Here is a 22,229-nt window from a genome sequence, read left to right as displayed (position 1 = left end):
GAAAATCAGCGAGCCAACAACCGACGAGCCATCACCAGTTGCTCTGGATCTTGCGCTTGCCCTGTGGGAAGGCCGGCTGCTGCGGCACATGCCCGCCCGGTGCGGCAGCAGGTTTGGCAGGCTCTGCCGTGCCAACCGCTGAAGAGGTGCCCGCTGCACCACCCGCCTGGGCCAGCCAGCGCACCACTTCGGCGCGGTCCGCCCGGGTGGCAAAGTCCACAGCCGTCAGGCCCTGCTGGTTCTTCAGCTTGGGATCGGCGCCCTCCTTGATCAGCAATTCCACCGCGCTGCGGGTGCCGTACTGGGCGGCCATCATGAGCGGCGTGGTGCCATTGGGCGATGCCGCATCGATATAGGCGTGATGCTGCAGCAGGAGTGCCACCATCTTCAGGTCGGAGCCGTCTTCGCTGGGGGCCGATACGGCGTAGTGCAGCGGCGTCCAGCCTTCGCGGTTCACATCGGCGTCGCGGGCAATCAAGGCCTTGGCCAAGTCTACCTGCCCCTTGATGGCAGCCATCATGAGCGGCGTCTCCCCCTTGCTGTTGGGCTGGTTGACCTTGGTGGAAGGCAGATCGATCAGCCCCTTAGCGGCGCGGTAGGAATCGAGCTTGAAGGCCTGCGTCAGCCCCGTCTCGCCGCGCTCGTTCACGGTGTTGGGATCAAAGCCTTGTTTGACCAAGGCAGCAATGCCTGGCGCGTCGTCGCGGATGATGCGGGTAAAGAAGTCATCGTAGGAGCCCGCCTGCGCCAGGCCGCCAACCGTTGCAAAAACAATAGCAGCAAGCGCCTTTCGGTATTGCGCTACAGGCCTATTCTTCCGGAAAAGCGTCATGCCAGCACTCCTGAAAACAGCCGGTCAAAGTTGCGGTTGGTGGCTTCTGCCACGGCTTCCACAGTCATGCCGCGTACCTGCGCAACCTGCTTTGCCACAAACGGCACGTAAGCGGGCGTATTGGTCTTGCCACGATAGGGCACAGGCGCGAGGTACGGGCTGTCGGTTTCGATCAGGAGTCGGTCTTCGGGCACAAAGGCTGCCACATCACGCAGATCCTGCGCGCTCTTGAAGGTGACGATGCCGGAAAACGAGATGTAAAAGCCCAGGTCCAGCGCGGCACGCGCCACTTCCATGGTTTCGGTAAAACAGTGGAACACGCCGCCAGCGCTGCCCGCGCCACCAGTCTCACCTTCTTCCCGCAGAAGGCGCAAGGTGTCCTCAGAGGCGCTGCGCGTGTGGATGACCAGCGGCTTTTGCACCTGCTGAGCAGCCCGGATATGGGTGCGGAAGCGCTCGCGCTGCCACTCCAGATCGGCAATCGTACGCCCGCCCTTGCGGTCTTCCATACCGTAGTAATCGAGCCCGGTCTCACCGATGGCCACCACACGCGGCAGGCCCGCGCGCTGCACCAAATCGTCCACGCTCGGCTCGGTCAGGCCCTCGGTGTCAGGGTGTACGCCAACGCTGCACCAGATGTTGTCATAGCTGGTGGCCAGCGCATGCACGTCGGGAAACTCTTCCATCGTGCAGCTGATGCACAGGGCGCGCGTCACCTGGGCTTCGGCCATCTTGGCACGGATGGCCGGCAGATCCTGGGCCAGTTCAGGAAAGTTCAAATGGCAGTGTGAATCGGTAAACATCAAAAGGTCAGCAGCAGGCACCAGGAGCGATGCCTTGAAAATCAATGGGGCCGGGAATCTGCAGTGTGCACAGCCAAGGGCAAGGCCCTTGCGTTGTGTCACCTGTATAACTCAAGTCAAGAAATTACCGCTATTGTCTCTGCTCAGACGCATTGGCTGCTGTCCTTAAAAGCAAAAAACCCTGTCAGACAGGGTCGCGAGAGGAGCAGCCAAGGCCGGTCAGATGGTTTGCGTGGCGCGATCCGCCTGCAGCGCCGTGCCCAGAATCTGTTCGATCTTGTAGCGCAACTCGTCGGTTTTAGGGTCTTTCGGGAAGCGCACACCTATGCCCTGGGTTCGGTTGCCGCCGGCGCCTGCGGGTGTCACCCAGCCCACTTTGCCGGCAATGGGGTAACGCTGCGGGTCCTGCGGCAGTGTGAGCAACAGATATACATCGTCCCCCAGCGCGTAATCCTTGGGCGTGGGCACAAAAATGCCGCCGTCCTTGAACAAGGGAATGTAGGCGGCGTACAGCGCTGCCTTTTCCTTGATGGCCAGCTGCAGCACGCTGGGGCGCGCAGCAGCGGCAGACGCTGCGGACGCAGCAGATGCGGGGGTAGGACTGTTCATAGCCTGCAAGGATAACCAAATGTGGTGTCAGCTATCAAGCACATAGCGCAAACTGCGCATGGTTGATGCGCAAGCACCACTTTTACCGAAATTCCGGCCGATTTCAGATGCATTACCGAGCCGGGCCACCATGCCTGCGGTATCAGCGGCGTGACTGCAGTACTGACGCCGCCTGCGCGACCAGCGCCTCCAGCATCAGGCCCTGGTTGAATGGATGATCTGCCGTCTTCATCGACTGCGTGAGCGCCTTGCTCCAGCGGCTGAGGACCGCAAGGGTCGGCGGGGCGGGCAGATCGGCCTTGTCGAAAAAGCGCGGCGCTGCCCCCACACGCAGCATCAGCAGGTCATGGCAGAGCTTTTGCAATGCATCCACCACTTGCGGCCCTGCCAGGCTCGCCAACGCCCCGGCCTGGCCCTGGGCAAGCTCCTTGGGCAGCTTTTTCCAGACCTGTGGCGAGCGCCCGGCCTGCAGTTGCGCGAGTGCGTCTTCGGGGCGACCGCCTGCGGCCTGCAGGGCGCCTGTGATCTGGTCTGCAGGCACGCCCTGCCCGGCCAGCCAGGCGCTGGCAGCCTCTGCCACCGGCCACTGCATGGTGTGCGACAGGCAGCGGCTGCGGATGGTAGGCAAAAGCTGGTGCGCCGCCTCGGTGGCCAGCACAAAGCGGACATCGCCTGGCGGCTCTTCCAGCGTCTTGAGCAGGGCATTGGCGGTGACGGCATTCATCTGCTCGGCCGGATACACCAGCACCGCCTTGCCCTTGCCGCGCCCGGATGTGCGCTGGGTGAACTCCACCGCATCGCGCATCGCGTCGACACGGATTTCCTGGCTCGGCTTGCGCTTCTTGTCGTCAATATCGGCCTGCGCCTTCTCGGGCAACGGCCAGCCCAACGCCAGCATGGTGGTCTCGGGCATCAGCACGCACAGGTCGGTGTGCGCGTGCACGTCAATCGCGTGGCAGCTGGCGCATTGCCCGCAGGCGCCATGCGCACCGGGCGCATCGCACAGCCAGGCACGCACCAGCTCCATGGCCAGTGCAAACTGCCCCAGGCCCGATGGCCCCTGCAGCAACCAGGCGTGGCCACGCTGCTGCAGCAAGGCATCGCGCTGCTGGGCAATCCAGGGCGCGACTGGCGGCGTCACCGCCTGCACCGTGTTCTTTTCAGAGGTCGCCATGTTCAGGCCTCCACCGCCAGCCAGCCGCGCTGGGCAACGGCGGCGCGCACGGCCTGCCATACGTCGGGGCGTGGCTGGTTGGAATCAATGCGCGCAAAGCGCCCGGGCTGGGCAGCGGCGCGCGCGCCATAGCCTGCGGCCACCTGCGCAAAAAAGGCCTGGGGCTGCGATTCGAACCGATCAGGCACGCGTGCATGGGCCAGGCGCTCGGCCGCCACCTCGGTGGGCAAGTCAAACCACACCGTCAAATCCGGCTGGCGAATGAAATCAGCCCCCAGCGCTTGATTGGCTTGCACCATGCGCTCCAGAGTTGATAGCACCTGCAGATCGAAACCCCGCCCGCTGCCCTGGTAGGCAAAGGTCGCGTCGGTGAAACGGTCGCACAGCACCACATCGCCACGCGCCAGGGCGGGCTCGATCACCTGCTGCAGGTGGTCCCTCCGACCGGCAAATACCAGAAGCGACTCGGTGAGCGCATCCATGGGCTCGTGCAGAAACAGGGTGCGCAGCTTTTCCGCGAGCGGCGTGCCGCCCGGCTCGCGCGTCGTCACCACCGTGCGCCCTGCGGCCACAAACGCATCATGCAGCCCCTGGATGTGCGAGGACTTGCCGGCACCATCAATGCCTTCAAAGGTGATGAACAGGCCACCGGGGGCCGACGCGGGAGGGGCGGAATGGGAGGGTGTCATGCTGCGGGGGATTGTACGCAGCTTGCGGGCCGGATTGGGCAGCAGGTTCGGCAACGGGCTGCTCACCGGATCTGACTGCCGCTGGTGTGACCCGCCCCGCTCACTTGCCCCGCTGGAAGGTATTGACCGCGCGGTTGTGCTCGTCCAGGCTCTCGCTGAAATGGCTGCTGCCGTCGCCTCGGGCCACAAAATACAGCGCCTTGGTCTTTTCAGGCTGCACGGCGGCCATCAGCGACGCCTTGCCCGGCATCGCAATGGGCGTGGGCGGCAGACCGGTGCGCGTGTAGGTGTTCCATGGGGTATCGGCCTGCAGGTCGCGCTTGCGCAGGTTGCCGTCGAACTTGTCGCCCAGGCCGTAGATCACCGTCGGGTCGGTCTGCAGCAGCATGCCGATGCGCAGGCGGTTGGCAAACACTCCCGCCACCAGCCCCCGGTCGGCGGCCTTGCCGGTTTCCTTCTCGACGATGCTGGCCAGAATCAACAGCTCGTCCGCCGACTTGAGCGGGCTGTCCTCCTGCTTGAGCGACCAGGCGGCTTCCAGCCGCTTGTCCATGGCCTGCATGGCGCGGCGCAGCAAGGCGATATCGCTGCTGCCCTTGGAGAAGGCATAGGTGTCCGGAAAAAAGCGCCCCTCAGCCGCAACACCCGGCTTGCCCAGCGCCTCCATGATTTGCTCGGGCGTCATCACCGCGCTGTCGTGCTTGAGGTTCTCTTCCTTGGCAAGTGCGGCCCGCACCTGCCGGAAGTTCCAGCCCTCGACAATTGTCAACACGCGCTGGCTGTCTTCGCCACGCACCAGGCGCGCGAGCAGACTCTGCGGCGTGGTGCCCACGGGGATTTCGTAATTGCCCGCACGGATCTTTCGGTCCTGCCCAGAGAGGCGGAACCACCAGTACAGCAGATCGGCATTGACGCCGATGCCCGCCGCCTGCACGGCCTGCGCCACGGCGCGCGGGGGTGTGCCCGGCTCAATCTCCAGCTCCACGGGCTTGTCGCCCGCCACGATGGGCTGGTGCAGCCACCAAGCGCCCGCACCCGCCACGGCCAGCGCCGCCACCACGATCAACACCAATAAACGCTTCACAACCCTACCACCTCTGTGCAATGGATCGCGCATCATAATTCACCCATGACACAAGCATTACAAGGACATCTCGCCCTTCAGCACCTGGGTGTGATCCGCGCTGAAGGCGATGACGCCGCCATTTTTCTGCAAGGGCAGCTGACCAACGATGTGCAGCTGCTTCCCGTAGGCCAGGCCCGTCTTGCGGCTTTTCTCTCTGCCAAGGGCCGCATGCAGGCCAGTTTTATTGTCATCAAACGTAGCGCTGGTGAGTTCTGGCTCATCACCAGCCGCGATGTGCTGGCCGCAACGCTCAAGCGCCTGTCCATGTTCGTGCTGCGCGCCAAGGTCAAGATGAGCGATGCCACCGATGCCGTGAAGCTGATCGGCCTGGCCGGTGACGCCGTGCCTGCCGAGGCCCGCGAACTGGCACCCTGGCAGACGGCGCAACTGGGCGATGCATCCATTGTGCGCCTCTTTGCCGCCAGCGGCGAAAGCCGTGCGTTGCTGGCAGCCCCCACAGACAGCGCCCTGCCCGATGCGGTGGCGCACAGCCCGCTGCTGAATGCAGCGGCCTGGCAGCTCTCGCTCGTGCAGGCGGGGGTGCCGCTCATCACCCAGCCCGTGGTCGATGCCTTTGTGCCCCAGATGGTGAACTTTGAATCGGTAGAAGGCGTGAGCTTCAAGAAAGGCTGCTATCCGGGCCAGGAAGTCGTGGCGCGCAGCCAGTTCCGCGGCACGCTCAAGCGGCGCATGTACCGCGTGGCGTCACCCGCACAGCCCGCCGTGGGCCAGGAAGTATTTGTCGCCAGCGACGCCGAGCAACCCGTGGGCACCGTGGTGCAGACTGCCGCCACGGCCAGCGGGTTTGAGGCACTGGTGTCGATGCAGATTGCCGCAGCCACCGATACCCTGCACCTGGGCAGCAGCACCGGCCCTGCGCTGCAGGTGCTGGCACTGCCTTATGCGCTGAAGGACGATATCTGAGCAAACCCTCTTGCCTTGCGCCTTCTGGCAGGGGCATCTGGCCAAAAATTCATCAAAAATACGACAGATAACCGCCGCTTTCCGCCAATTTTTTGCCAAGTACCTGTTACGCAAGGAATTTTGGCACTATTGCCGTAGTTTTTGCTAAAATTGGCGGACTTTGCAAGCAGGAGCTGCCACGTTGGCTCCACTTGCAAAACGCTACAACTACTCAAGCGCATCTTGACCATCACTCCTCGCCGGGACTGGGAAACCAGGCCCGGCTTTTTATTTGGCAAGATGGCAATGCACCAGACGCTATCAAAAACAAAGTGCAGGCGCTCACCCAGCGCACGCCCGCAAGGTTTTTTCTACAAATCCCGGGTCATCGAGACATGGGGAATGCCCGCTTCCTCGTATCGCTCCCCCACCACGGTAAACCCGGCGCGGCGGTAAAAGTTCTCTGCCGTGCACTGGGCATGCAGCTCCACCTGGCGCTTGCCCTGGCGGCGCGCTGCGTCCACCAACGCATCCAGCACCTGGCGGCCCAGCTGGGTGCCACGCAAGGGGCGAGCCACGGCCATGCGGCCGATGCGCATCACATCCGCGCGGCTTTCCTGGTTGGCGCTGGGCAGCATACGGCCCGTTGCCACGCACATGCCCAGACCGTTGATGGCGACGGCATGCAGTGAGGTCACATCAAATTCGTCAGCCTCAATTTCCTCGGGGATGCCCTGCTCGCGCACAAACACCTGCATGCGCAGGCGCATCGCCTCCTGGCCAAGAACGTTCCAGCTGCCGGTCCTGACCTCCACCACCTCCTCGCCCGCCTCGTAGCGCTGCACCATCTGGCGATAGGCATCGGGCAGCGGCACAGGCCGCTGCGCGCCATCGGCAAACACATAGACCATGGAGGCCGAAACCAGCAGCCGGTCGGGACAGAAAATGCCTGCCTCGAACTGCACCGAGGTATTGCCAAGCCGGGTGACGCGGATGCCGATATCGATCACATCATCGAGCCGGGCCGAGGCGTGGTACTCGATCTGCGTGGCCTTCAAGAACAGCTCGCCGCCCAGGCGCTGCGTACCCTCTTCATACGGCACCGCCAACTGGCGCCAGTATTCGGACATGCCGATATCGACATAGTTCAGGTAATGGGCGTTGAAAACCACCTTCTGCAGATCCACTTCGGACCAGCGCACACGCTGGCGGTTGCGGCAGCGGAAGTCGCTGAGGGATTGGGCGGGTTGGGGAAACAAAATGACGGGTGCTGCTGACATGGTGTATCTGAAAAACGGGGAGGAATGCAGCAATCCTTTCGCAGGATTGCCACCGATGGGCTGCAATCAATCAAACGCGGCCCGCAATGCCTGGGCCATGTTCGCGTGGCAGGCTCTGGCCTCCTTCAGCGCCCGGCCCATCTTCACAAATTCGTGCGCCACGCCAGCATACATCTCCAGCTCGACCGCCACGCCAGCCGCTCGCAGCTTGTCAGCGTACAGCACGCCTTCATCCGCCAGCGAATCACATTGCGCCAGATGCAGGCTGGCAGGCGCCACACCACGTACGTCAGGCACCAGCAGCGGGGCAAAGCGCCAGTCATCGCGGTCGCCCGGGTTGCGGGTGTAGTTGGCGAACATCCAGCTGATCATCGGCTCGGTCAGGATGGGGCCTTGCGCATACCGGGCGTGCGAAGGCGTATCCTGGTGCGCGGTGCAGCCCGGGTAGATGAGCAACTGCAGCGCCAGTGCAATGCCGGCATCGCGCGCCAGAATGGCGTTGACCGCCGCCAGGGTGCCGCCCGCGCTGTCGCCGCCCACAGCCATGCGCCGGGTATCGGCACCCAGTTGCATGCCCTCCTGTGCCAGCCATTGCAGCGCATCCCAGGCATCGTTGCTGGCCGTGGGAAACTTGTGCTCCGGCGCGAGCCGGTAATCCACCGAGATCACCATGCAGCCTGCCTGGTGCGCGAGTTCGCGGCACAGAGTGTCGTGCGTGGCCACGCTGCCGATGGTGAAACCACCGCCGTGGGTGAACAGCAGCACCGGCTGCAGCGGGTCCCAGGTTGCGGCATAGAGGCGTGCAGGGATCGGGTAGCCATCCCGCGCGGGAATGTGGAGGTCTTCGACACGGTCCAGCGCGGGCTTGGGAATCTCCAGCACGCCCGAGCCCACCTCATAGCCCTGGCGCGCCTGCTCCACCGGCAGCTCCCACATCGGCGTGTGCTGGGCACGGGCCATGCGCTCCACCACGCTGCGCATGGTAGGCGTCAACTCGGCAAGCACCCCGGCGGGCATGGGCAGTTCTACGGCGGCATGGGCGGCAGATCGGGCGGAGGATTCAGGCATAAACGCGGCTTGGCGCAATATGGTAATGCGCTACAAGCTATTAAAACAAGAGCAAAATGACTGTGCGCATGGTGCCAAACGCTCCACCGCCCAGCCATGCGGACTGCGGCGATTATCGGCCATCCGACCGGCCAATCGCCGTCACCTATGCTCCCATACCCATCAGCCCATGGCAGGCTTATTCAAAGGTGACTTCCACGGGTTGTGCGCCCGGTAGGCCTTTGTAGTCGATAGTAATGGTCTGGCCCGCCGCCGGAGGCAGCAAGGCCGAAAAGGACCCCAGGCTCACCCAGTCGCCCACCTTCAGCGCATGGCCCTCCTTCTGCAGCGCCTGCGTCAGCCAAATGACGGCATTGAGCGGCTGCGCCATCAGATCGCCGCCACGGCCACCGCCCAGGCGGGCGCCGGTCTGGTCGCGGATGGTGATTTCCATGCCCTGCAATGCCGCCAGAAAGGCATAGCGCTCGTCACGGAATGCTGGAATCCGTATCGAATCGCCAATCACGCCCAGGCGCGAGCCCACGTTGATCGCCTCCACCGATGCGCCGTTCAAGGTCTTGGGGTCTTCCACCATCAGATCGGGCAGTTCGATATAAGGCACCACGCGGTCAATGCTGTTCAGTACCTGCAGTGGCGTCGTGGCGCGGTTGATGGCGGTGCTGGAGACTCGCACCAGCATATCGGCCTCGAACAGGGGCCGCGCGCCAAAGCTGGCAGGCACCACCGTGCGGTTGGCCAGCAGCGCGCCCTTGTAGAGGCGGCCCCACACGGGCTGGTCGGTGTTGAAACGCTTTTGCACGGCAGCGCTGGTCAGGCCCGCCTTGTAGCCCACCGGTTTGCGGCCTGCCGCTTCAAATGCAGCCATGAGCTTGTTGCGCGTGCATTTGCCATCTTCAGCGCTCATCTCGGGCGGGTTGGCGGCAGGCGTCCTGGCTTCATAGGCCTGAACCCACTGGGCAATCTGCGCGTCGTCCAGACAGACCGCCTGGGCCCAGGGGGCCGCTGCCAGAGCCAGCGCGGCCACAGCAAGGCGGGAGGGACGAAAAAACGAGGGCTGTTGCTGCATCCAAAATCTCCAGGGCGTTCCAGACAATGCCTCCAACATACCATCGGCGCCGCAAGGCCCGACTCAGGGAAACCACGGCACGCGCCCACAATCCAGGGCCTCGCTCAGAGTTCTTGATGTATATCAAGCAACAACCCGCCCGAAGCACGCCTGGCGCTATAGTTATTGATAAGAACATTTTCAGGAGGCATCCATGCGCAGCGTGTACGAACCCTCTGGTGCCATCCAGGCCCATGTGCTGCAGGATGTGCTGCGCCAGCACGGTATTGCCAGCCATGTACAGGGCGAACATCTGCAAGGGGCGATCGGCGAATTGCCCGCCGGCAATCTGGTGCGGCTGCTGGTGGCGGACGGCGATTTCGCAGCAGCCCGCCGCGCCGTGGAGGAATGGGAGCGCGCCATCCCGATGGACGAGGAAGATCTGGCGCGGCTGGACCGCAGCGCGATGGCAACTGCGGCGACCGCACCCTCCCCCGCGCCAGTTGCCGACACTGCGCAGGCCCTGCCGGTGCTGGCATCCCGCGACCGAAGCGACCAAGGCAGCCAAAACGGCCAAGGCGGCCATAGCAGCGCCATCAGTGGCCTGCCGCTGGCAATGGCCATCGGGATTGCAATCGCGCTTCTGGCGTGGGTTTTTCTATGACTTTTGAGGCGTTTTGCCAAAAAAGTATCGATTGAAGATACCTCACTGGCCTCTTTCGTACACCCTGCCACGAAAAAGCGCACCGGCCGCAACGCGCATCCACAATCGCGCCCATCGCACACCGGTGGGCCGCAAGAGCGTGTTTACGATCGTTCACTGCCCCCGCTGGCCAAAACAAGTGCCAATCGATGCGATGATTGCCATGAGGAGAATGGAAGAACATGACGACGAGCCAAGGCCAGATGCCCGATCTGCGCACCATTGACACCCTGCCCGCGCTTTTTCAGTACCGCTGCAACACCACCCCGGCCCGCGAGGCCTACCGATGGTTCGATGCACCCAGCAACCAATGGCAGTCCTTCAGTTGGAGCGGCATGCAACAGGCCGTTGCTACATGGTCAAGCGCCATCGGCAATCTGCAGCTCGAACGCGGCGCCCGCATCGCCACCCTGCTCACCCACAGCGTGCATGCCATCTGCATTGACCAGGCGGGCCTCGCCCAGGGCTGCGTGACCGTGCCGCTGCATGCCAACGACAACGCCGGCAATATCGCCTTCATCCTGGCCGACGCAGGCGCTTCGCTGCTGCTCGTCAACCGGCTCGAAGCCTGGCAGAAGATTGCCGCCACCGGCACTCCGCTGCCAGCCCTGCGCTGTGTGGTGGTGGATGACCCCAACCAGCCCGCTATCGAAACAGGAGCTTCTGGCGCAAGTGAGGCAGGCGCCGTTCGCATTGTTCGCTTGCAGGAATGGCTGCAGGCACCGGCAGTTTCCGCTGTAGCAGCCGCCTCTCAGCCCCAGGCCGAAGATTTGGCTGCCATCGTGTACACCAGCGGCACCACTGGCAAACCCAAGGGCGTGATGCTGAGCCACCGCAATGTGATGAGTGACGTGAAGGCCGTTCTTGGCCGCGTGGTGCCCACACAGGACGATGTGTTCCTGTCCTTCCTGCCCGTCTCCCACACCTTTGAGCGCACCTGTGGCTATTACCTGCCCATGGCCGTGGCCAGCACCGTGGTCTATGCGCGCTCGGTGGCACAACTGGCCGAGGACATGCTGGCCGTGCGGCCCACCATCCTCGTGTCGGTGCCGCGTATCTACGAGCGCATCTACGCCAAGATCCAGGAAAAGCTGGCCGGCTCTGCCTTCAAGCGCGCGCTGTTTGCTGCGGCCTGCTCCAAAGGCTGGGCGCGTCACTGCGAAGCCCATGGCCTTGCCAACAAGGATGCACCCCAGGGTGGCCTGGCGCGCCTTTTGCCCTGGAGCTTTCTGCAAAAGCGTGTGGCGCAGCCTATTCTGGATCTGTTTGGCGGGCGCCTGCGCATCGCCGTCACTGGTGGCGCAGCCATTCCGCCCGTCGTGTCGCACAGTTTCCTGGGCCTGGGGCTGCAACTGGTGCAAGGCTTCGGGATGACCGAAACCTCTCCGGTGCTGACCGCCAACTCGCTGGAGCACAATGACCCCTCCACCGTGGGCAAGCCGCTCGCAGGCATGGAAGTGCGCATCGGCGAGAACAAGGAGCTGCAGGCGCGCGGCCCCAATGTGATGGTGGGCTATTGGAACCGCCCCGAAGACACGCAAAAGGCGTTTACCGATGATGGCTGGCTGAAAACCGGCGACCAGGCCGAGATCATCGATGGAGAGGTGCGCATTGTCGGCCGCATCAAGGAAATCATCGTGACCGCCACCGGCGAGAAGGTGCCGCCCGGCGACATCGAGCAGGCACTGTGCGCCGATCCGCTGTTTGAGCAGACCATGGTGGTGGGCGAGCACCAGCCCTTCATTGCCTGCGTGGCCGTGGTCAACCGCGAAGAATGGAAGCTGCTGGCCGCAAGCCATGGCCTCGACCCGGACAACAGCGTGAGCCTGCAGGCCCCTGCCGTGCGCAAGGCAGTGCTCCAGCGCATCGAAAACCTGTGCCACGGCTTTGCCAAATATGCAGTGCCTCGTGCCGTGTACCTGGTGGCCGAGCCCTGGACCGTGGACAACGGCCTGATGACCCCGACGCTGAAGCTGCGCCGCCCGCAACTGATGCAGAAGTACGCGGCCGAGATCGCGGCGATGTACGCCAAGTAAGCCGGCTGCGTTACCCGCCCTCTATCGGTCACCAGACGAGAACATCGGGAACAGAGGACAACAGAGGACAACAGAGGACAACAGAGGACAACAGAGGATGATTGCTACAAAATAAATAGCTGCCTGCGCTTTTCTGATAAGCGCAGGCAGCTTTTTTTTAGGAAAATCGCTGTGTCTTCACCCGCAGGCACGGCAAAGCGCGGCCCGCCTGGCCGGCATCAGCTCTTGCTGGTGGGGAAGTAATAGGTGATCAGCGCGCTCGCGCCCTCCACCCCTGCCTTGCTCGACCATTCGCGGGCAAACTTCTCGCCCATCAGATCGAGCGTACGACGCAGCTCATAGCTAGGCTGGCTGATCTTGGTGCCGTGCTCCACCAGCACGCGCTGGGCGGCATCGTCCGCGTCGCGCGCCAGTTGCCAGCCACGCGCCTCGGCCTGCTTGGAGGCTGTCTCCAGAGCCTTTTTCGCGTCCTCGGGCAGCTTGGCCCAGTGCTTTTCGCTCATCAGGATCAGGTTCTTGGGAATCCAGGCGCGCATGTCCACAAAAATACCCATGGCGTTCCACGACTGGCTGTCCACGCCGGTGGTGCTCGATGTCACCATCACATCGACCTGTCCGCCCTGGATTGCCTTGGCCAGGTTGTTGGCTGCCGTGTCCACCGGCGTGGCACCCGCGACCTGGGCAATGAACTTGGTGGCATCGTTGTTGACGCGGAACTTCTGGCCCTTCACGTCTTCGAGCTTGTTGACTGGCGCACGGGCAAACAGCCCCTGGCCGGGCCACGGCGCGGTGTAGAGCACGCGAATGCCCTGTTTTTGCAGCAGGGCCTCGATCGGCTGGCGCGTGGCCTCCCACAGGCGCTTGGCATCGTCAAAGCTGCGCACGATGAAGGGCAAGGAATCAATGCCCAGCAGCGGGTACTGCTGCGCGAAGTTGGACATGAAGATCTCGCCAATGGCCAGATCGCCCTTGCTGAGAGCGGGCATGACCTCGGTCATCGGCATCAGCTTGGCATTGGTGACCACATTGATCTGCAACGCCCCCTTGCTGGCCTCACCGGCCTGCTTGGCAAACTGCTGCAGGTTCTGGGTATGGAACAAGGTGTCGGTATAGGCACCCGCACATTGCAAGGTGGTGGTTGCAGCCTGCGCACCGGCGGGCAGCCAGCTGGCAACGCCTGCACCAGCGGCGGCGCCCAGCGTGGCCAGCAGTTGACGCCGTGTTGGATGGGCAAGCGGTGCCAGTGCCTGTGTCGCCACCGATGCATGAGCCTGTTTGTTGTGATCCACCATAAAACCTTTCCCTCGATGAAGTTCCGCAGGTCGCCAAAGCGCCGCGCACCCTGCAAGTGCGAAAACTGCGTTCTGCCAGCCAAGCTTGAATCATAGTCTTACACGACTGACAATTGGTCATAAAGCGCACGGAATCTACCGTGGACATTCCAACTAGGCAATGCGCGTTTGTCTTAGGCGCAACATTTCTTGATATATGTCACGACTGAGACGGATGCGCCTATGGCACAGGCCCTGGCCCTCCTCACCACAGCCACCATGCCCGAATAGCGCTTGCGACCCAAAAGAAAAACTGCCCGCACTTGCCATGCAAGCGCGGGCAGCTCCCTGGGAGAGAGTGGTGTTATGCCGCCAGTGCCGCGTTCAGATCCTGCGCACGGTAGTACTGGCCAAAGCGGTTGGCGATGAAGTCCGCAAACCGGATGGATTCCTGGCCGATGAAGCCCTTTTGCGGCAGCACCTTGCCCGCCACCAGATCAAGCGCGCAGCAGATGCCTGCGGCCGTGGTCAGCTGGATGGCGGTGAGCGCGTGGCCAGCCACCGTGGTGCCCACGATGCGGGCGGAATAGGATTCCTGCATCAGGCGCCCGCTCTTGCTGCCCGTGGCGCTGGCAAAGATCACGATCACATCCTGGCGCGTGGCAGGAATGGCGCTGTCAAAGATCTTGTTGAGCAGCTCGCGCTGGTCGCGCAGCTTCAGCTCGTTGAGCAACAGTTTCAGAATGGCGCAGTGGCCCGGGTAGCGGATCGACTTGTAATCCACATTGCGGGCCTTGCCGGCCCAGGTTTCAGTCAGGGTGCCCAGGCCGCCGCTGGTGTTGAAGGCCTCGTACTCGATGCCGTCGAGCGCAAAGGTCTCCAGGCCTTCGAGCGCATGCACGGTCAGCGGCTCGCCGTCCACCAGGGCCTCACAGGGGTTGATGTATTCGTTGATCAGGCCCTCGGTGCTCCAGGTCAGGTTGTAGCGCAAGGTGCCCTGCGGGTAGCGTGGCAATGCGCCCACGCGCATCTTCAGGTCATGCAACTCGTCAAAGTGCTGGGCCACGTCGTTGCCCACGATGCCGATGAAGCCCGGCGCCAGGCCGCATTGCGGCATCAGCACGCTGCCAGCCTTGGCCGCGAGCTTGCGGATTGCGTGGGTGGACTGCACGTCTTCGGTCAGATCGAAATAGTGCACGCCCAGCTTGGCTGCCAGAGTGGCCACTTCGATTGCCATGTGGAAAGGCAAGGCGTTGAGCACGGCAAACTGCCCCTGCATCGCCACGGCCAGGTCGTCTCCCTTGCCGATGTGCACTGTCTCCACGCCCAGCGCCGCGACAGCCTTGAGCTGGGCCTTGGACTGGTCCGCCATGCGCAGCTGGTAGCCGCCAGCGGCCTGCAGCAGCACTGCCATGGCAAAACCGATTTTTCCGGCGCCCAGAATGGTGACTTTCTTCACTTCAGCACTCCCTGCCGCGCCCGGCGAAATGGCAGTGGATGGGTTGGCTTTTCCCAGCTTTTTCTTGGCTTTGTCGCCCATGATTTTTCTCCTTGAATCCGCAATCTGGATGGAGAAATGTTACAAGCAACTCATGTCAATATGAACATGTTAAAACGTCATATTATTTGTTTTATATAGTCAATTTAGCTTTTATTTTAGTCATTTATACCAATATAAGAACAAACCCTTGAGTCGAGAAATGCCAGAATGCGAACATAGAGCAGCCCTGGTGAGCACCCGCGCCTTGCGCTGCAGGCACAATGGCAATCCCTGCAACGCCCAAGCACAAATCCATAACAAGCCGGGCATCCCTTTTTCAGCGTTTTTCTCACTGCCATGGCCGGTTCTGCATCCAACTCCATCCTGCGCTTTTTGCTTGCCCGCGATATCCGCAAAGGCAAGTCGCGTGAAGACCTGCTGGCCAAGCTGGAGGCCGCGGGCTTCAGCGGCGAGCACGCCGCGCAGTTCATCGCCCAGGCAGAGCGCAAGGTGCTGGCCCGCAACCGGCGCTGCGCGGTGATCTCCGCCATCGTGGTGCTCGTTCTGCTGGCCCGCCTGGTCTGGGGCCCCTACGCCGACCATCCCGACATGCAAATGCTGCTGGGCGTATTGGCGGCCATTTTTTCAGGTGCAGGCTTTTATTTCTGGTTTGTAGCGCGCTGGCAGGCCCCTCCTGCAAAGGTTCCTGCAAAAGTACCAGGCTCGGCGCGTTGACGGCCACGGTGCCAGGCAACCCGTGACCGGCTGCTGCAACACCTTCCTTCCAAAGGCCCCGCAGGGGCGAATACGGGTGCGGGCGTAACCCTCCCCGTAGCGTTTCCGCGTACGGCATTCCCGCTGCATGGGTTGGCAAGCCCGGTTTGTACAGGCACTCTCGCCGTGCGCCCCACCCCATTACACCCAATTGCGCCAGCCGCCTAGCGTGCTTTTCCTGTGCTCGAAAATACCTAAAGGATATTTTAAATATCTCATTAATATATTTAACAACTTCAACCGGGCGATCCGCATCTACATCAGGAGCACACGCATGAGCAATCCACGCTGGCAAGGCATTTTCCCTGCCGTCACCACCAAGTTCCACGCTGACGAAAGCATCGATGCCGAAGGCACGGCTCGCCATATCGATTTCCAGATCCGCAATGGCATCCATGGCGTCGTGACCTGCGGATCGCTGGGCGAGGCCAGCACCCTGTCGCTGGAAGAGAAGCTGGAAGTGGCGAAAATCGCCCTCGACGCATCGGGTGGCCGCGTTCCGGTGCTGGCCAATGTGTCGGAAACCAGCACCCGCGAGGCGCTGCGCTATATCGACGGGGCCAACAAGCTGGGCGTGGCAGGCTTCATGGTCATGCCATCGGTGATCTATGTGGCCGACTCCCGCGAGGCGATGGCCAATGTGCGCGCCATGGCCAATGCGGCCCAAAAACCCATCATGGTCTACAACAACCCGGTCGCCTACCGCGTAGACCTGAAACCCGAGCACTTTGTCGAGCTGGCAGACAACCCGCACATTGCCGCCATCAAGGAAAGCACCGGCGATATCCGCCGCATCACCGACCTGCGCAACACCGTGGGCGACCGCTACCAGCTGTTCTGCGGTGTGGATGACCTCGCCTACGAAGCCCTGGCGCTGGGCGCTGACGGCCTGCTCGCCGGCGTGGGCTGCACCTTTCCGCGCGAGACGGTGGCGCTCTACGACTTGATGAAGGCCAAGAAGTTTGACGAAGCCCTCAAGCTCTACCAGTGGATGACGCCGATGCTGCACCTGGATGTCTCGAACAAGCTGGTGCAAAACCTCAAGCTGATCGACGTGCTGGCGGGCACGGGCAGCGAGCACATGCGCCTGCCGCGCATGCCCGTGGTGGGCGAAGAGCGCGAGTTCATCACCCGCATCGTGAACAAGGCCCTGGCCACCCGTCCGGCCCAGTACCGCTCGGTCGACTGAACCGGCAGCCCGCCATGCCTTCACAAGAACATACAGGCAACGAAGCACTGGCGGGCCCGCTGTGGGCCCGTGGCCTGCAGCGGGCCTCTGCCGCCATCCTGGGCCTGGAGCGCTGGGCGCTGTCCGGGCTCATGGGGTTGATTGCGGCGCTGATTCTGCTGAACGTCGCCACCCGCTACAGCGGCATGCCGATCTACTGGGTGGACGAGGCGGCGGTGTATCTGGTGGTATGGCTGTGTTTCATCGGTGCATCGGCCATGACCCGGCTGCGGCTGGACTTTGCCGTAACCTTGCTGACCGATGCCGTGGGCGAGCGCGCTGCGCGCTGGCTCAAGATGGCGGCCACGCTATGCGTGCTGCTCTTTGGCCTGGCCATGATCGCCATGTGCTGGGTCTGGCTGGACCCGGTGGGCATCGCCAGTTTCGGCTTTGATGCCAAGGCCTATGCCGCCGAAAGCTTCAACTTTCTCTACACCGAGCGCACGCAGACCCTGAACTGGCCCACCTGGGTGGTACAGATCGTGGTGGCGCTGTTTGCCGTGAGCTTTACGGTGCATGCCGCAGCCAACCTGGCCGAAGACATGGGCGTGGTGCCGCGCGCCACCATCCAGGGGTTCGACCTGGGCAATGCAGAAGAAACCGTCAACTAATCGCCCGGCCGCACACCATGATCACCAGCATCTTCTTTCTTGCCATCATGCTTTTGGGCGTGCCCATTGGCGTGTGCCTGTGCCTGGCGGGCATTGTCTATATCGTCGACACCGACGCCACCGTCCTCTTCCAGTCCTTTCCCACGCAAATGTTCGGTGGCGTGGACAGCTACGGCCTCATCGCCATTCCCCTGTTCATCCTGATCGGCGAGATCATGAGCAGCGGGGGCATCACCCGGCGCCTGGTCAGCCTGGCGATGGGCTTTGTCGGTTCGGTGCGCGGGGGGCTGGCCTACGTCAACATTCTGGCCAACATGATGCTGGCATCCATCATCGGCTCGGCGACCGCGCAGGTCGCCATCATGAGCAAGATCATGGTTCCCGAGATGGAGCGCCAGGGCTACGACAAGACCTTTGCCGCAGGCGTCACCGTCTATGGCGGCATGCTGGGCCCGATCATTCCGCCTTCGGTGATGTTTGTGGTGTACAGCGTGCTCGCCCAGGTGGCCGTGGGCGACATGCTGATGGCAGGCATCCTGCCCGGCATTTTGCTGACGCTGCTGTTCTTCCTGGTGATCGCCTGCATGGGCTTCATCTACAACTACCCGCGCAGCGAGCGCAAAACCCTGCGCGAGCGTGCCCGCACCATCGTGCAGGCCTCTCCCACCCTGCTCATCCCCATCGTCATCGTCGGCTCCATTCTGGCCGGCGTTGCCAACCCGACCGAATCAGCGGCCGTTGGCGCACTGGTGTCGGCCCTGGTGGGCAAGTTCGTGACGCGGGAATTCCGCTTTGCCATGCTGCCGCAGATTCTGCTGCGCTCTGCCGTGTATTCGGCCATTGTGCTGTTTCTGGTGGCGGCGGCAGCCGTGTTTTCGTGGCTGCTCATCTACGGCAAGGTGCCGCAGGCAGCGGCTGCATGGATTCAGACCGTCGCCAAGGATCCGGTGAGCTTTTTGCTGCTCACCAATGTGATTCTGCTGGTCATCGGCACGGTGATCGACGGTATTCCCGGGCTCATCATGACCGTGCCCATCCTGCTGCCCATTGCCACCGAGATCTACCACATTGATCCGCGTCACTTCGGCGTGGTGGTGGTGGTGAACCTGGTGCTCGGCCTGATGTCGCCGCCCGTGGGCCTGTCCTTCTTCGTGGCCGCCGCCGTCACCGGCGCCAAGCCGGGCAAGATGTTTCTGGTCACCTTGCCGTTCTTTCTGATCTGCTGCATCGCACTGGTGCTGCTGTCGCTGTTTCCGCAGCTCTCCCTGGCCTTGATCAAGTAACCGCAACTCCTCGAAAGGTGTTTTCCATGACCCATTCACGCCGCCGTTTTCTGCAATGCAGCGCTGCACTGGCAGCCCCCGCCTTCATCGGCCAGGCCCGTGCCCAGGCCAAGGAGTTCCGGCTGGGCCTGATCACGCCGGGCGGCCACTCCTGGAACCGTGCTGCCCTCGCTTTTGGGGAGCTATTGAAGAAAGAGACCAACGGTCGCCTCTCGGCTGTCGTCTTCCATTCCGGCCAGTTGGGCAACGAAGCGGCCATGATGCAGCAGATGCAGACCGGCGCGCTGGACATGGGCTGGATACAGGCCGCCGAGCTGGGCTCGCGCGTCTCCACCATCGCCGCCATCAATGCGCCCTACCTGGTGCGCTCCACCACCGATGTCGCCAAGCTCGTGCGCCACGACGCCGCCCTCAAGCTGCTGGAGGTGCTGCCCAAGGAGACCGGCACCATTGGCCTGGGCTGGGGCATTACCGGCATGCGGGTGGTGTTTGCCACCAAGGACATCACGGGCGTCAAAGATATCAAAGGCATGAAGCTGCGCATCAACCCGACGCCCGCCTACCGCGATTTCTACCAACAACTGGGCGCAGCGCCCACCCCCATTCCAACGCCCCAGGTGTTTGATGCCATGGCCAACGGCCAGGTCGACGGGCTGGAGGCCGACATTGAACTGTCGTGGAACCAGCGCTACGACAAGGTCGCCAAAGGCATGCTGCAGATGAACGCGCTGTTCATGCCGTTTGCGCCACTGGTGTCCGGCCGCATCTGGGCCAAGCTCGACAACAAGGACAAGGAGCTGATCCGCGAGCTGGTGCGCCAGTCCCTCGATGCGCAGATCAAGGACATCGTCACCACCGAGCTGGGGCTGATCGACAAGTTCAAGGCCACCAATTTCCCGATGCGCAGCGAGCCTTCGCTGGACGTCGCCGCCCTCGCCCGCGATTACGACAAGATCTGGCTGCCCAAGGCACCTGCCATTGCCGAGCTGCGCAAGGTGGGAGCCTCGCTATGAAGCAGCCCGCCATGGCCGCAGCACCCGCCCTTTCTGATTGACAATGCCCTCCATGCAAGCAAGCACCTCCTGCGATGTCATCGTGATCGGGGCCGGCATCATCGGCGCCATGTCGGCCTGGTACCTGCAGCGCGAGGGCCGCTCGGTCACGCTGCTGGAGCAGCAGCAGATCGCGCACGGCGCCAGCCAGGGCAACGCCGGCATTCTGGCCTTTCCCGAAGTCAGCCCCATGGCCGCGCCCGGCGTCTTTCGCAAGGTTCCGGGCTGGCTGCTCGATCCGCTCGGGCCGCTCAGCATCCGCCCCGCCTATCTGGCGCAGATCACGCCCTGGCTGTGGCGCTTCTGGCGGGCCAGCAGGCCGCAGGCCTATGCACAGTCGCTCGCGGCGCAAACACAGCTGATGCATCTGGCCAAAACGGAGATGCAGCAGGTGATGTGCGAGCGCGCGCTGCAGTCGCATTTCCGGCAGGTGGGAACGCTTGATCTGTACGACACCGAAGCGAGCCTGCAGGCCGCGCAGAAGGACTGGGACAACCGCGCACAGGCGGGGGCCCGTTTTCACCGCGTGGGCCGTGCCGACATCGACCGCCTGCAACCCGGCCTGGCACCGCAGTTTCAGCACGGCATGTTCACCCCCGAGGGCACGCAGGTCGGCAACCCCAGGCAACTGACGGAAGCGATTGCGCAACTGGCTCTGCAAGCCGGGGCAGTGCTGACCACGGGCGAGGCGCGGGCGCTGTCCACCACGCCCGCAGGCGCCCAGGTGCATTTGGCCGATGGCCGTGTACTGCAGGCGCGCACGGTGGTGGTGGCCTGCGGCGCCTGGAGCAAACCGCTCGCAGCCAGCCTGGGCGATGTGGTACCGCTCGATACCGAGCGCGGCTACAACACCACCTTGCCGCTGCAAGGCTTTGCACTGCAGCGACAGCTCTACTTCAACGACCACGCCTTTGTCGTGACGCCGCTGGCCGATGGCATTCGCGTAGGCGGCGCCGTGGAACTGGGTGGTCTGGCACTGCCGCCCAACTTCGAGCGCTCCCGCGCCATGCTGGCCAAGGCCCAGCGCTTTCTGCCGCAGCTCGATACCCAGGGCGGCACACAGTGGATGGGCTTTCGCCCATCGATGCCCGACAGCCTGCCCGTTATCGGCACCGCGCGCGCCACCCCCAACGTCGTCTACGCCTTTGGCCATGGACACCTGGGCCTCACGCAATCGGCGGGTACGGCCCGCCTGGTGGCCGATCTGGCCTGCCAGCGCACGCCGCCGCTCGCCCTGGCGTCCTTCAGCGCGGCGCGTTTCGCCTGAGTATTTTTCGCCCCCTTTTTCAGCCACCCTCGGAGCTTTCTGCCATGCACAAAATCCATATCATCGACAGCCATACCGGTGGCGAGCCCACCCGCCTGGTGATCGATGGCTTTCCTGACCTGGGAACGGGCAGCATGGCCGAGCGCCGCGCCCTGCTGGCCGAGCGCCACGACGATTGGCGTGCCGCCACCGTGCTGGAGCCGCGCGGCAGCGACGTGGTGGTGGGGGCCCTGCTGTGCGCGCCGGTCAACCCGGCGCATGCAGCGGGCGTGATCTTCTTCAACAACAGCGGCTACCTGGGCATGTGCGGCCACGGCACCATCGGCCTCGTGGCGTCGCTCGCCTACCTGGGCCGCATTGGCCCCGGCGAGCACACCATTGAGACCCCCGTCGGCAATATCTCCGCACACCTGCACGAAGACGGCAGCGTGAGCGTGCACAACGTGCCGTCCCGACGCTACCGCCACCACCTGACGGTGCAGGTGCCCGGCATCGGAGCCGTCACCGGCGACATTGCCTGGGGTGGCAACTGGTTCTTTCTCATCAACGACCACGGCCCGCGCGTGCAAAGCGACAACCTGGACGCCCTGACCGACTACACCTGGGCTGTGCGCCAGGCGCTGGAGGCGCAAGGCATACGCGGCGATGATGGCGGCGAGATCGACCACATCGAGCTGTTTGCACCAGACGACAGCGCCGACAGCCGCAGCTTTGTGCTGTGCCCCGGCAAGGCCTATGACCGCTCTCCCTGCGGCACCGGCACCAGCGCCAAGCTGGCCTGCCTGGCGGCAGACGGCAAGCTCGCACCGGGCGCCGTGTGGCGCCAGGCGAGCGTGATCGGCAGCGTGTTCGACGCCAGCTACCAGCCAGGCGCCGAAGGCCAGGTGCTGCCCACCATCCGGGGGCGCGCCCACCTCAGCGCAGACGCACACTTGTTGATAGAGGATGGTGATCCGTTTGCCTGGGGAATTAGGCTGTAGACTTTGCTGCGCGGC

At 63.3% G+C, this 22,229-nt stretch carries 21 protein-coding genes; 10 read left to right on the top strand and 11 right to left on the bottom strand.

The window, feature by feature from the left end; all coding sequences use genetic code 11:
• Positions 1–31 precede the first annotated feature (31 nt).
• The 6 genes from ABIE32_RS16240 to mltG form a co-directional block, all read right to left on the bottom strand.
• The gene (locus ABIE32_RS16240) at positions 32–832 is read right to left on the bottom strand and encodes an ankyrin repeat domain-containing protein (protein WP_429017659.1); all 801 of its coding nucleotides are present in this window, start codon (positions 830–832) and stop codon (positions 32–34) included.
• On the bottom strand, positions 829–1,635 hold the full coding sequence (locus tag ABIE32_RS16235) for a TatD family hydrolase (protein ID WP_429017657.1): 807 nt from the start codon (positions 1,633–1,635) through the stop codon (positions 829–831). Before ABIE32_RS16235 ends, ABIE32_RS16240 begins: the two co-directional genes overlap by 4 nt.
• Positions 1,636–1,854: 219 nt before the next feature.
• Positions 1,855–2,244, bottom strand: a complete 390-nt coding sequence (locus ABIE32_RS16230; RefSeq protein ID WP_224149207.1) for a PilZ domain-containing protein — start codon at positions 2,242–2,244, stop codon at positions 1,855–1,857.
• Positions 2,245–2,386: 142 nt separating this feature from the next.
• On the bottom strand, positions 2,387–3,418 hold the full coding sequence (locus ABIE32_RS16225) for a DNA polymerase III subunit delta' (RefSeq protein ID WP_429017656.1): 1,032 nt from the start codon (positions 3,416–3,418) through the stop codon (positions 2,387–2,389).
• Positions 3,419–3,420: 2 nt separating this feature from the next.
• Complete coding sequence (tmk, locus tag ABIE32_RS16220) at positions 3,421–4,107, bottom strand: dTMP kinase (protein WP_429017654.1); 687 nt, start codon at positions 4,105–4,107, stop codon at positions 3,421–3,423.
• A 100-nt stretch (positions 4,108–4,207) separates the two neighbouring features.
• Positions 4,208–5,227, bottom strand: a complete 1,020-nt coding sequence (gene mltG, locus ABIE32_RS16215; protein ID WP_429017653.1) for an endolytic transglycosylase MltG — start codon at positions 5,225–5,227, stop codon at positions 4,208–4,210.
• Positions 5,228–5,236: 9 nt separating this feature from the next.
• Here mltG and ABIE32_RS16210 point away from each other — a divergent pair, with 9 nt between their 5' ends.
• Positions 5,237–6,157 (top strand): YgfZ/GcvT domain-containing protein, encoded by a 921-nt coding sequence (locus tag ABIE32_RS16210; RefSeq protein ID WP_429017652.1) that lies wholly within the window; start codon positions 5,237–5,239, stop codon positions 6,155–6,157.
• Positions 6,158–6,507: 350 nt separating this feature from the next.
• On the opposite strand, the gene ABIE32_RS16205 is transcribed toward ABIE32_RS16210, so the two are convergent.
• The 3 genes from ABIE32_RS16205 to ABIE32_RS16195 all read right to left on the bottom strand — a co-directional run bounded on the left by ABIE32_RS16205 (position 6,508) and on the right by ABIE32_RS16195 (position 9,550).
• A complete protein-coding gene (locus ABIE32_RS16205; RefSeq protein WP_429017650.1) occupies positions 6,508–7,416 on the bottom strand; it encodes a YbgC/FadM family acyl-CoA thioesterase in 909 nt (302 codons plus the stop codon).
• A 66-nt stretch (positions 7,417–7,482) separates the two neighbouring features.
• On the bottom strand, positions 7,483–8,433 hold the full coding sequence (locus ABIE32_RS16200) for an alpha/beta hydrolase (RefSeq protein ID WP_429017673.1): 951 nt from the start codon (positions 8,431–8,433) through the stop codon (positions 7,483–7,485).
• 229 nt (positions 8,434–8,662) lie between these two features.
• Positions 8,663–9,550, bottom strand: coding sequence for a 2-keto-4-pentenoate hydratase (locus ABIE32_RS16195; RefSeq protein WP_429017648.1), 888 nt, complete (start codon positions 9,548–9,550; stop codon positions 8,663–8,665).
• A 193-nt stretch (positions 9,551–9,743) separates the two neighbouring features.
• Between ABIE32_RS16195 and ABIE32_RS16190 the strand changes: the two genes are divergently transcribed.
• Both ABIE32_RS16190 and ABIE32_RS16185 read left to right on the top strand, forming a co-directional pair.
• Complete coding sequence (locus ABIE32_RS16190) at positions 9,744–10,193, top strand: DUF2007 domain-containing protein (RefSeq protein ID WP_429017646.1); 450 nt, start codon at positions 9,744–9,746, stop codon at positions 10,191–10,193.
• Positions 10,194–10,414: 221 nt separating this feature from the next.
• Complete coding sequence (locus ABIE32_RS16185; protein WP_429017644.1) at positions 10,415–12,268, top strand: AMP-dependent synthetase/ligase; 1,854 nt, start codon at positions 10,415–10,417, stop codon at positions 12,266–12,268.
• A 218-nt stretch (positions 12,269–12,486) separates the two neighbouring features.
• Here the strand turns inward: ABIE32_RS16185 and ABIE32_RS16180 are convergent, their stop codons facing one another.
• Positions 12,487–13,560, bottom strand: a complete 1,074-nt coding sequence (locus tag ABIE32_RS16180) for a TRAP transporter substrate-binding protein (protein WP_429017642.1) — start codon at positions 13,558–13,560, stop codon at positions 12,487–12,489.
• A 343-nt stretch (positions 13,561–13,903) separates the two neighbouring features.
• Positions 13,904–15,079 (bottom strand): saccharopine dehydrogenase family protein, encoded by a 1,176-nt coding sequence (locus ABIE32_RS16175; protein ID WP_429017640.1) that lies wholly within the window; start codon positions 15,077–15,079, stop codon positions 13,904–13,906.
• A 297-nt stretch (positions 15,080–15,376) separates the two neighbouring features.
• Between ABIE32_RS16175 and ABIE32_RS16170 the strand changes: the two genes are divergently transcribed.
• The 7 genes from ABIE32_RS16170 (at position 15,377) to ABIE32_RS16140 (ending at position 22,214) form a co-directional block, all read left to right on the top strand.
• The gene (locus ABIE32_RS16170; protein WP_429017639.1) at positions 15,377–15,754 is read left to right on the top strand and encodes a hypothetical protein; all 378 of its coding nucleotides are present in this window, start codon (positions 15,377–15,379) and stop codon (positions 15,752–15,754) included.
• Positions 15,755–16,067: 313 nt separating this feature from the next.
• Complete coding sequence (locus ABIE32_RS16165) at positions 16,068–16,982, top strand: dihydrodipicolinate synthase family protein (RefSeq protein ID WP_224149220.1); 915 nt, start codon at positions 16,068–16,070, stop codon at positions 16,980–16,982.
• Positions 16,983–16,996: 14 nt separating this feature from the next.
• A complete protein-coding gene (locus tag ABIE32_RS16160) occupies positions 16,997–17,632 on the top strand; it encodes a TRAP transporter small permease (RefSeq protein WP_429017638.1) in 636 nt (211 codons plus the stop codon).
• A 17-nt stretch (positions 17,633–17,649) separates the two neighbouring features.
• Positions 17,650–18,915 carry a TRAP transporter large permease gene (locus tag ABIE32_RS16155; protein WP_184711566.1) on the top strand — a complete coding sequence of 422 codons (1,266 nt, stop codon included), beginning with the start codon at positions 17,650–17,652 and terminating at the stop codon, positions 18,913–18,915.
• Between the two features lie 26 nt (positions 18,916–18,941).
• A complete protein-coding gene (locus tag ABIE32_RS16150) occupies positions 18,942–19,928 on the top strand; it encodes a TRAP transporter substrate-binding protein (protein WP_224149222.1) in 987 nt (328 codons plus the stop codon).
• A gap of 52 nt (positions 19,929–19,980) precedes the next feature.
• Positions 19,981–21,234: an NAD(P)/FAD-dependent oxidoreductase gene (locus ABIE32_RS16145; protein WP_429017636.1), complete on the top strand. Its 1,254-nt coding sequence runs from the start codon at positions 19,981–19,983 to the stop codon at positions 21,232–21,234.
• Between the two features lie 44 nt (positions 21,235–21,278).
• A complete protein-coding gene (locus ABIE32_RS16140) occupies positions 21,279–22,214 on the top strand; it encodes a 4-hydroxyproline epimerase (RefSeq protein WP_429017635.1) in 936 nt (311 codons plus the stop codon).
• Positions 22,215–22,229 lie beyond the last annotated feature (15 nt).

This window comes from Comamonas sp. 4034, from assembly GCF_050434545.1.
Lineage (GTDB): Bacteria > Pseudomonadota > Gammaproteobacteria > Burkholderiales > Burkholderiaceae_C > Comamonas > Comamonas odontotermitis.
This window is presented reverse-complemented; position numbering and strand designations above follow the sequence as displayed.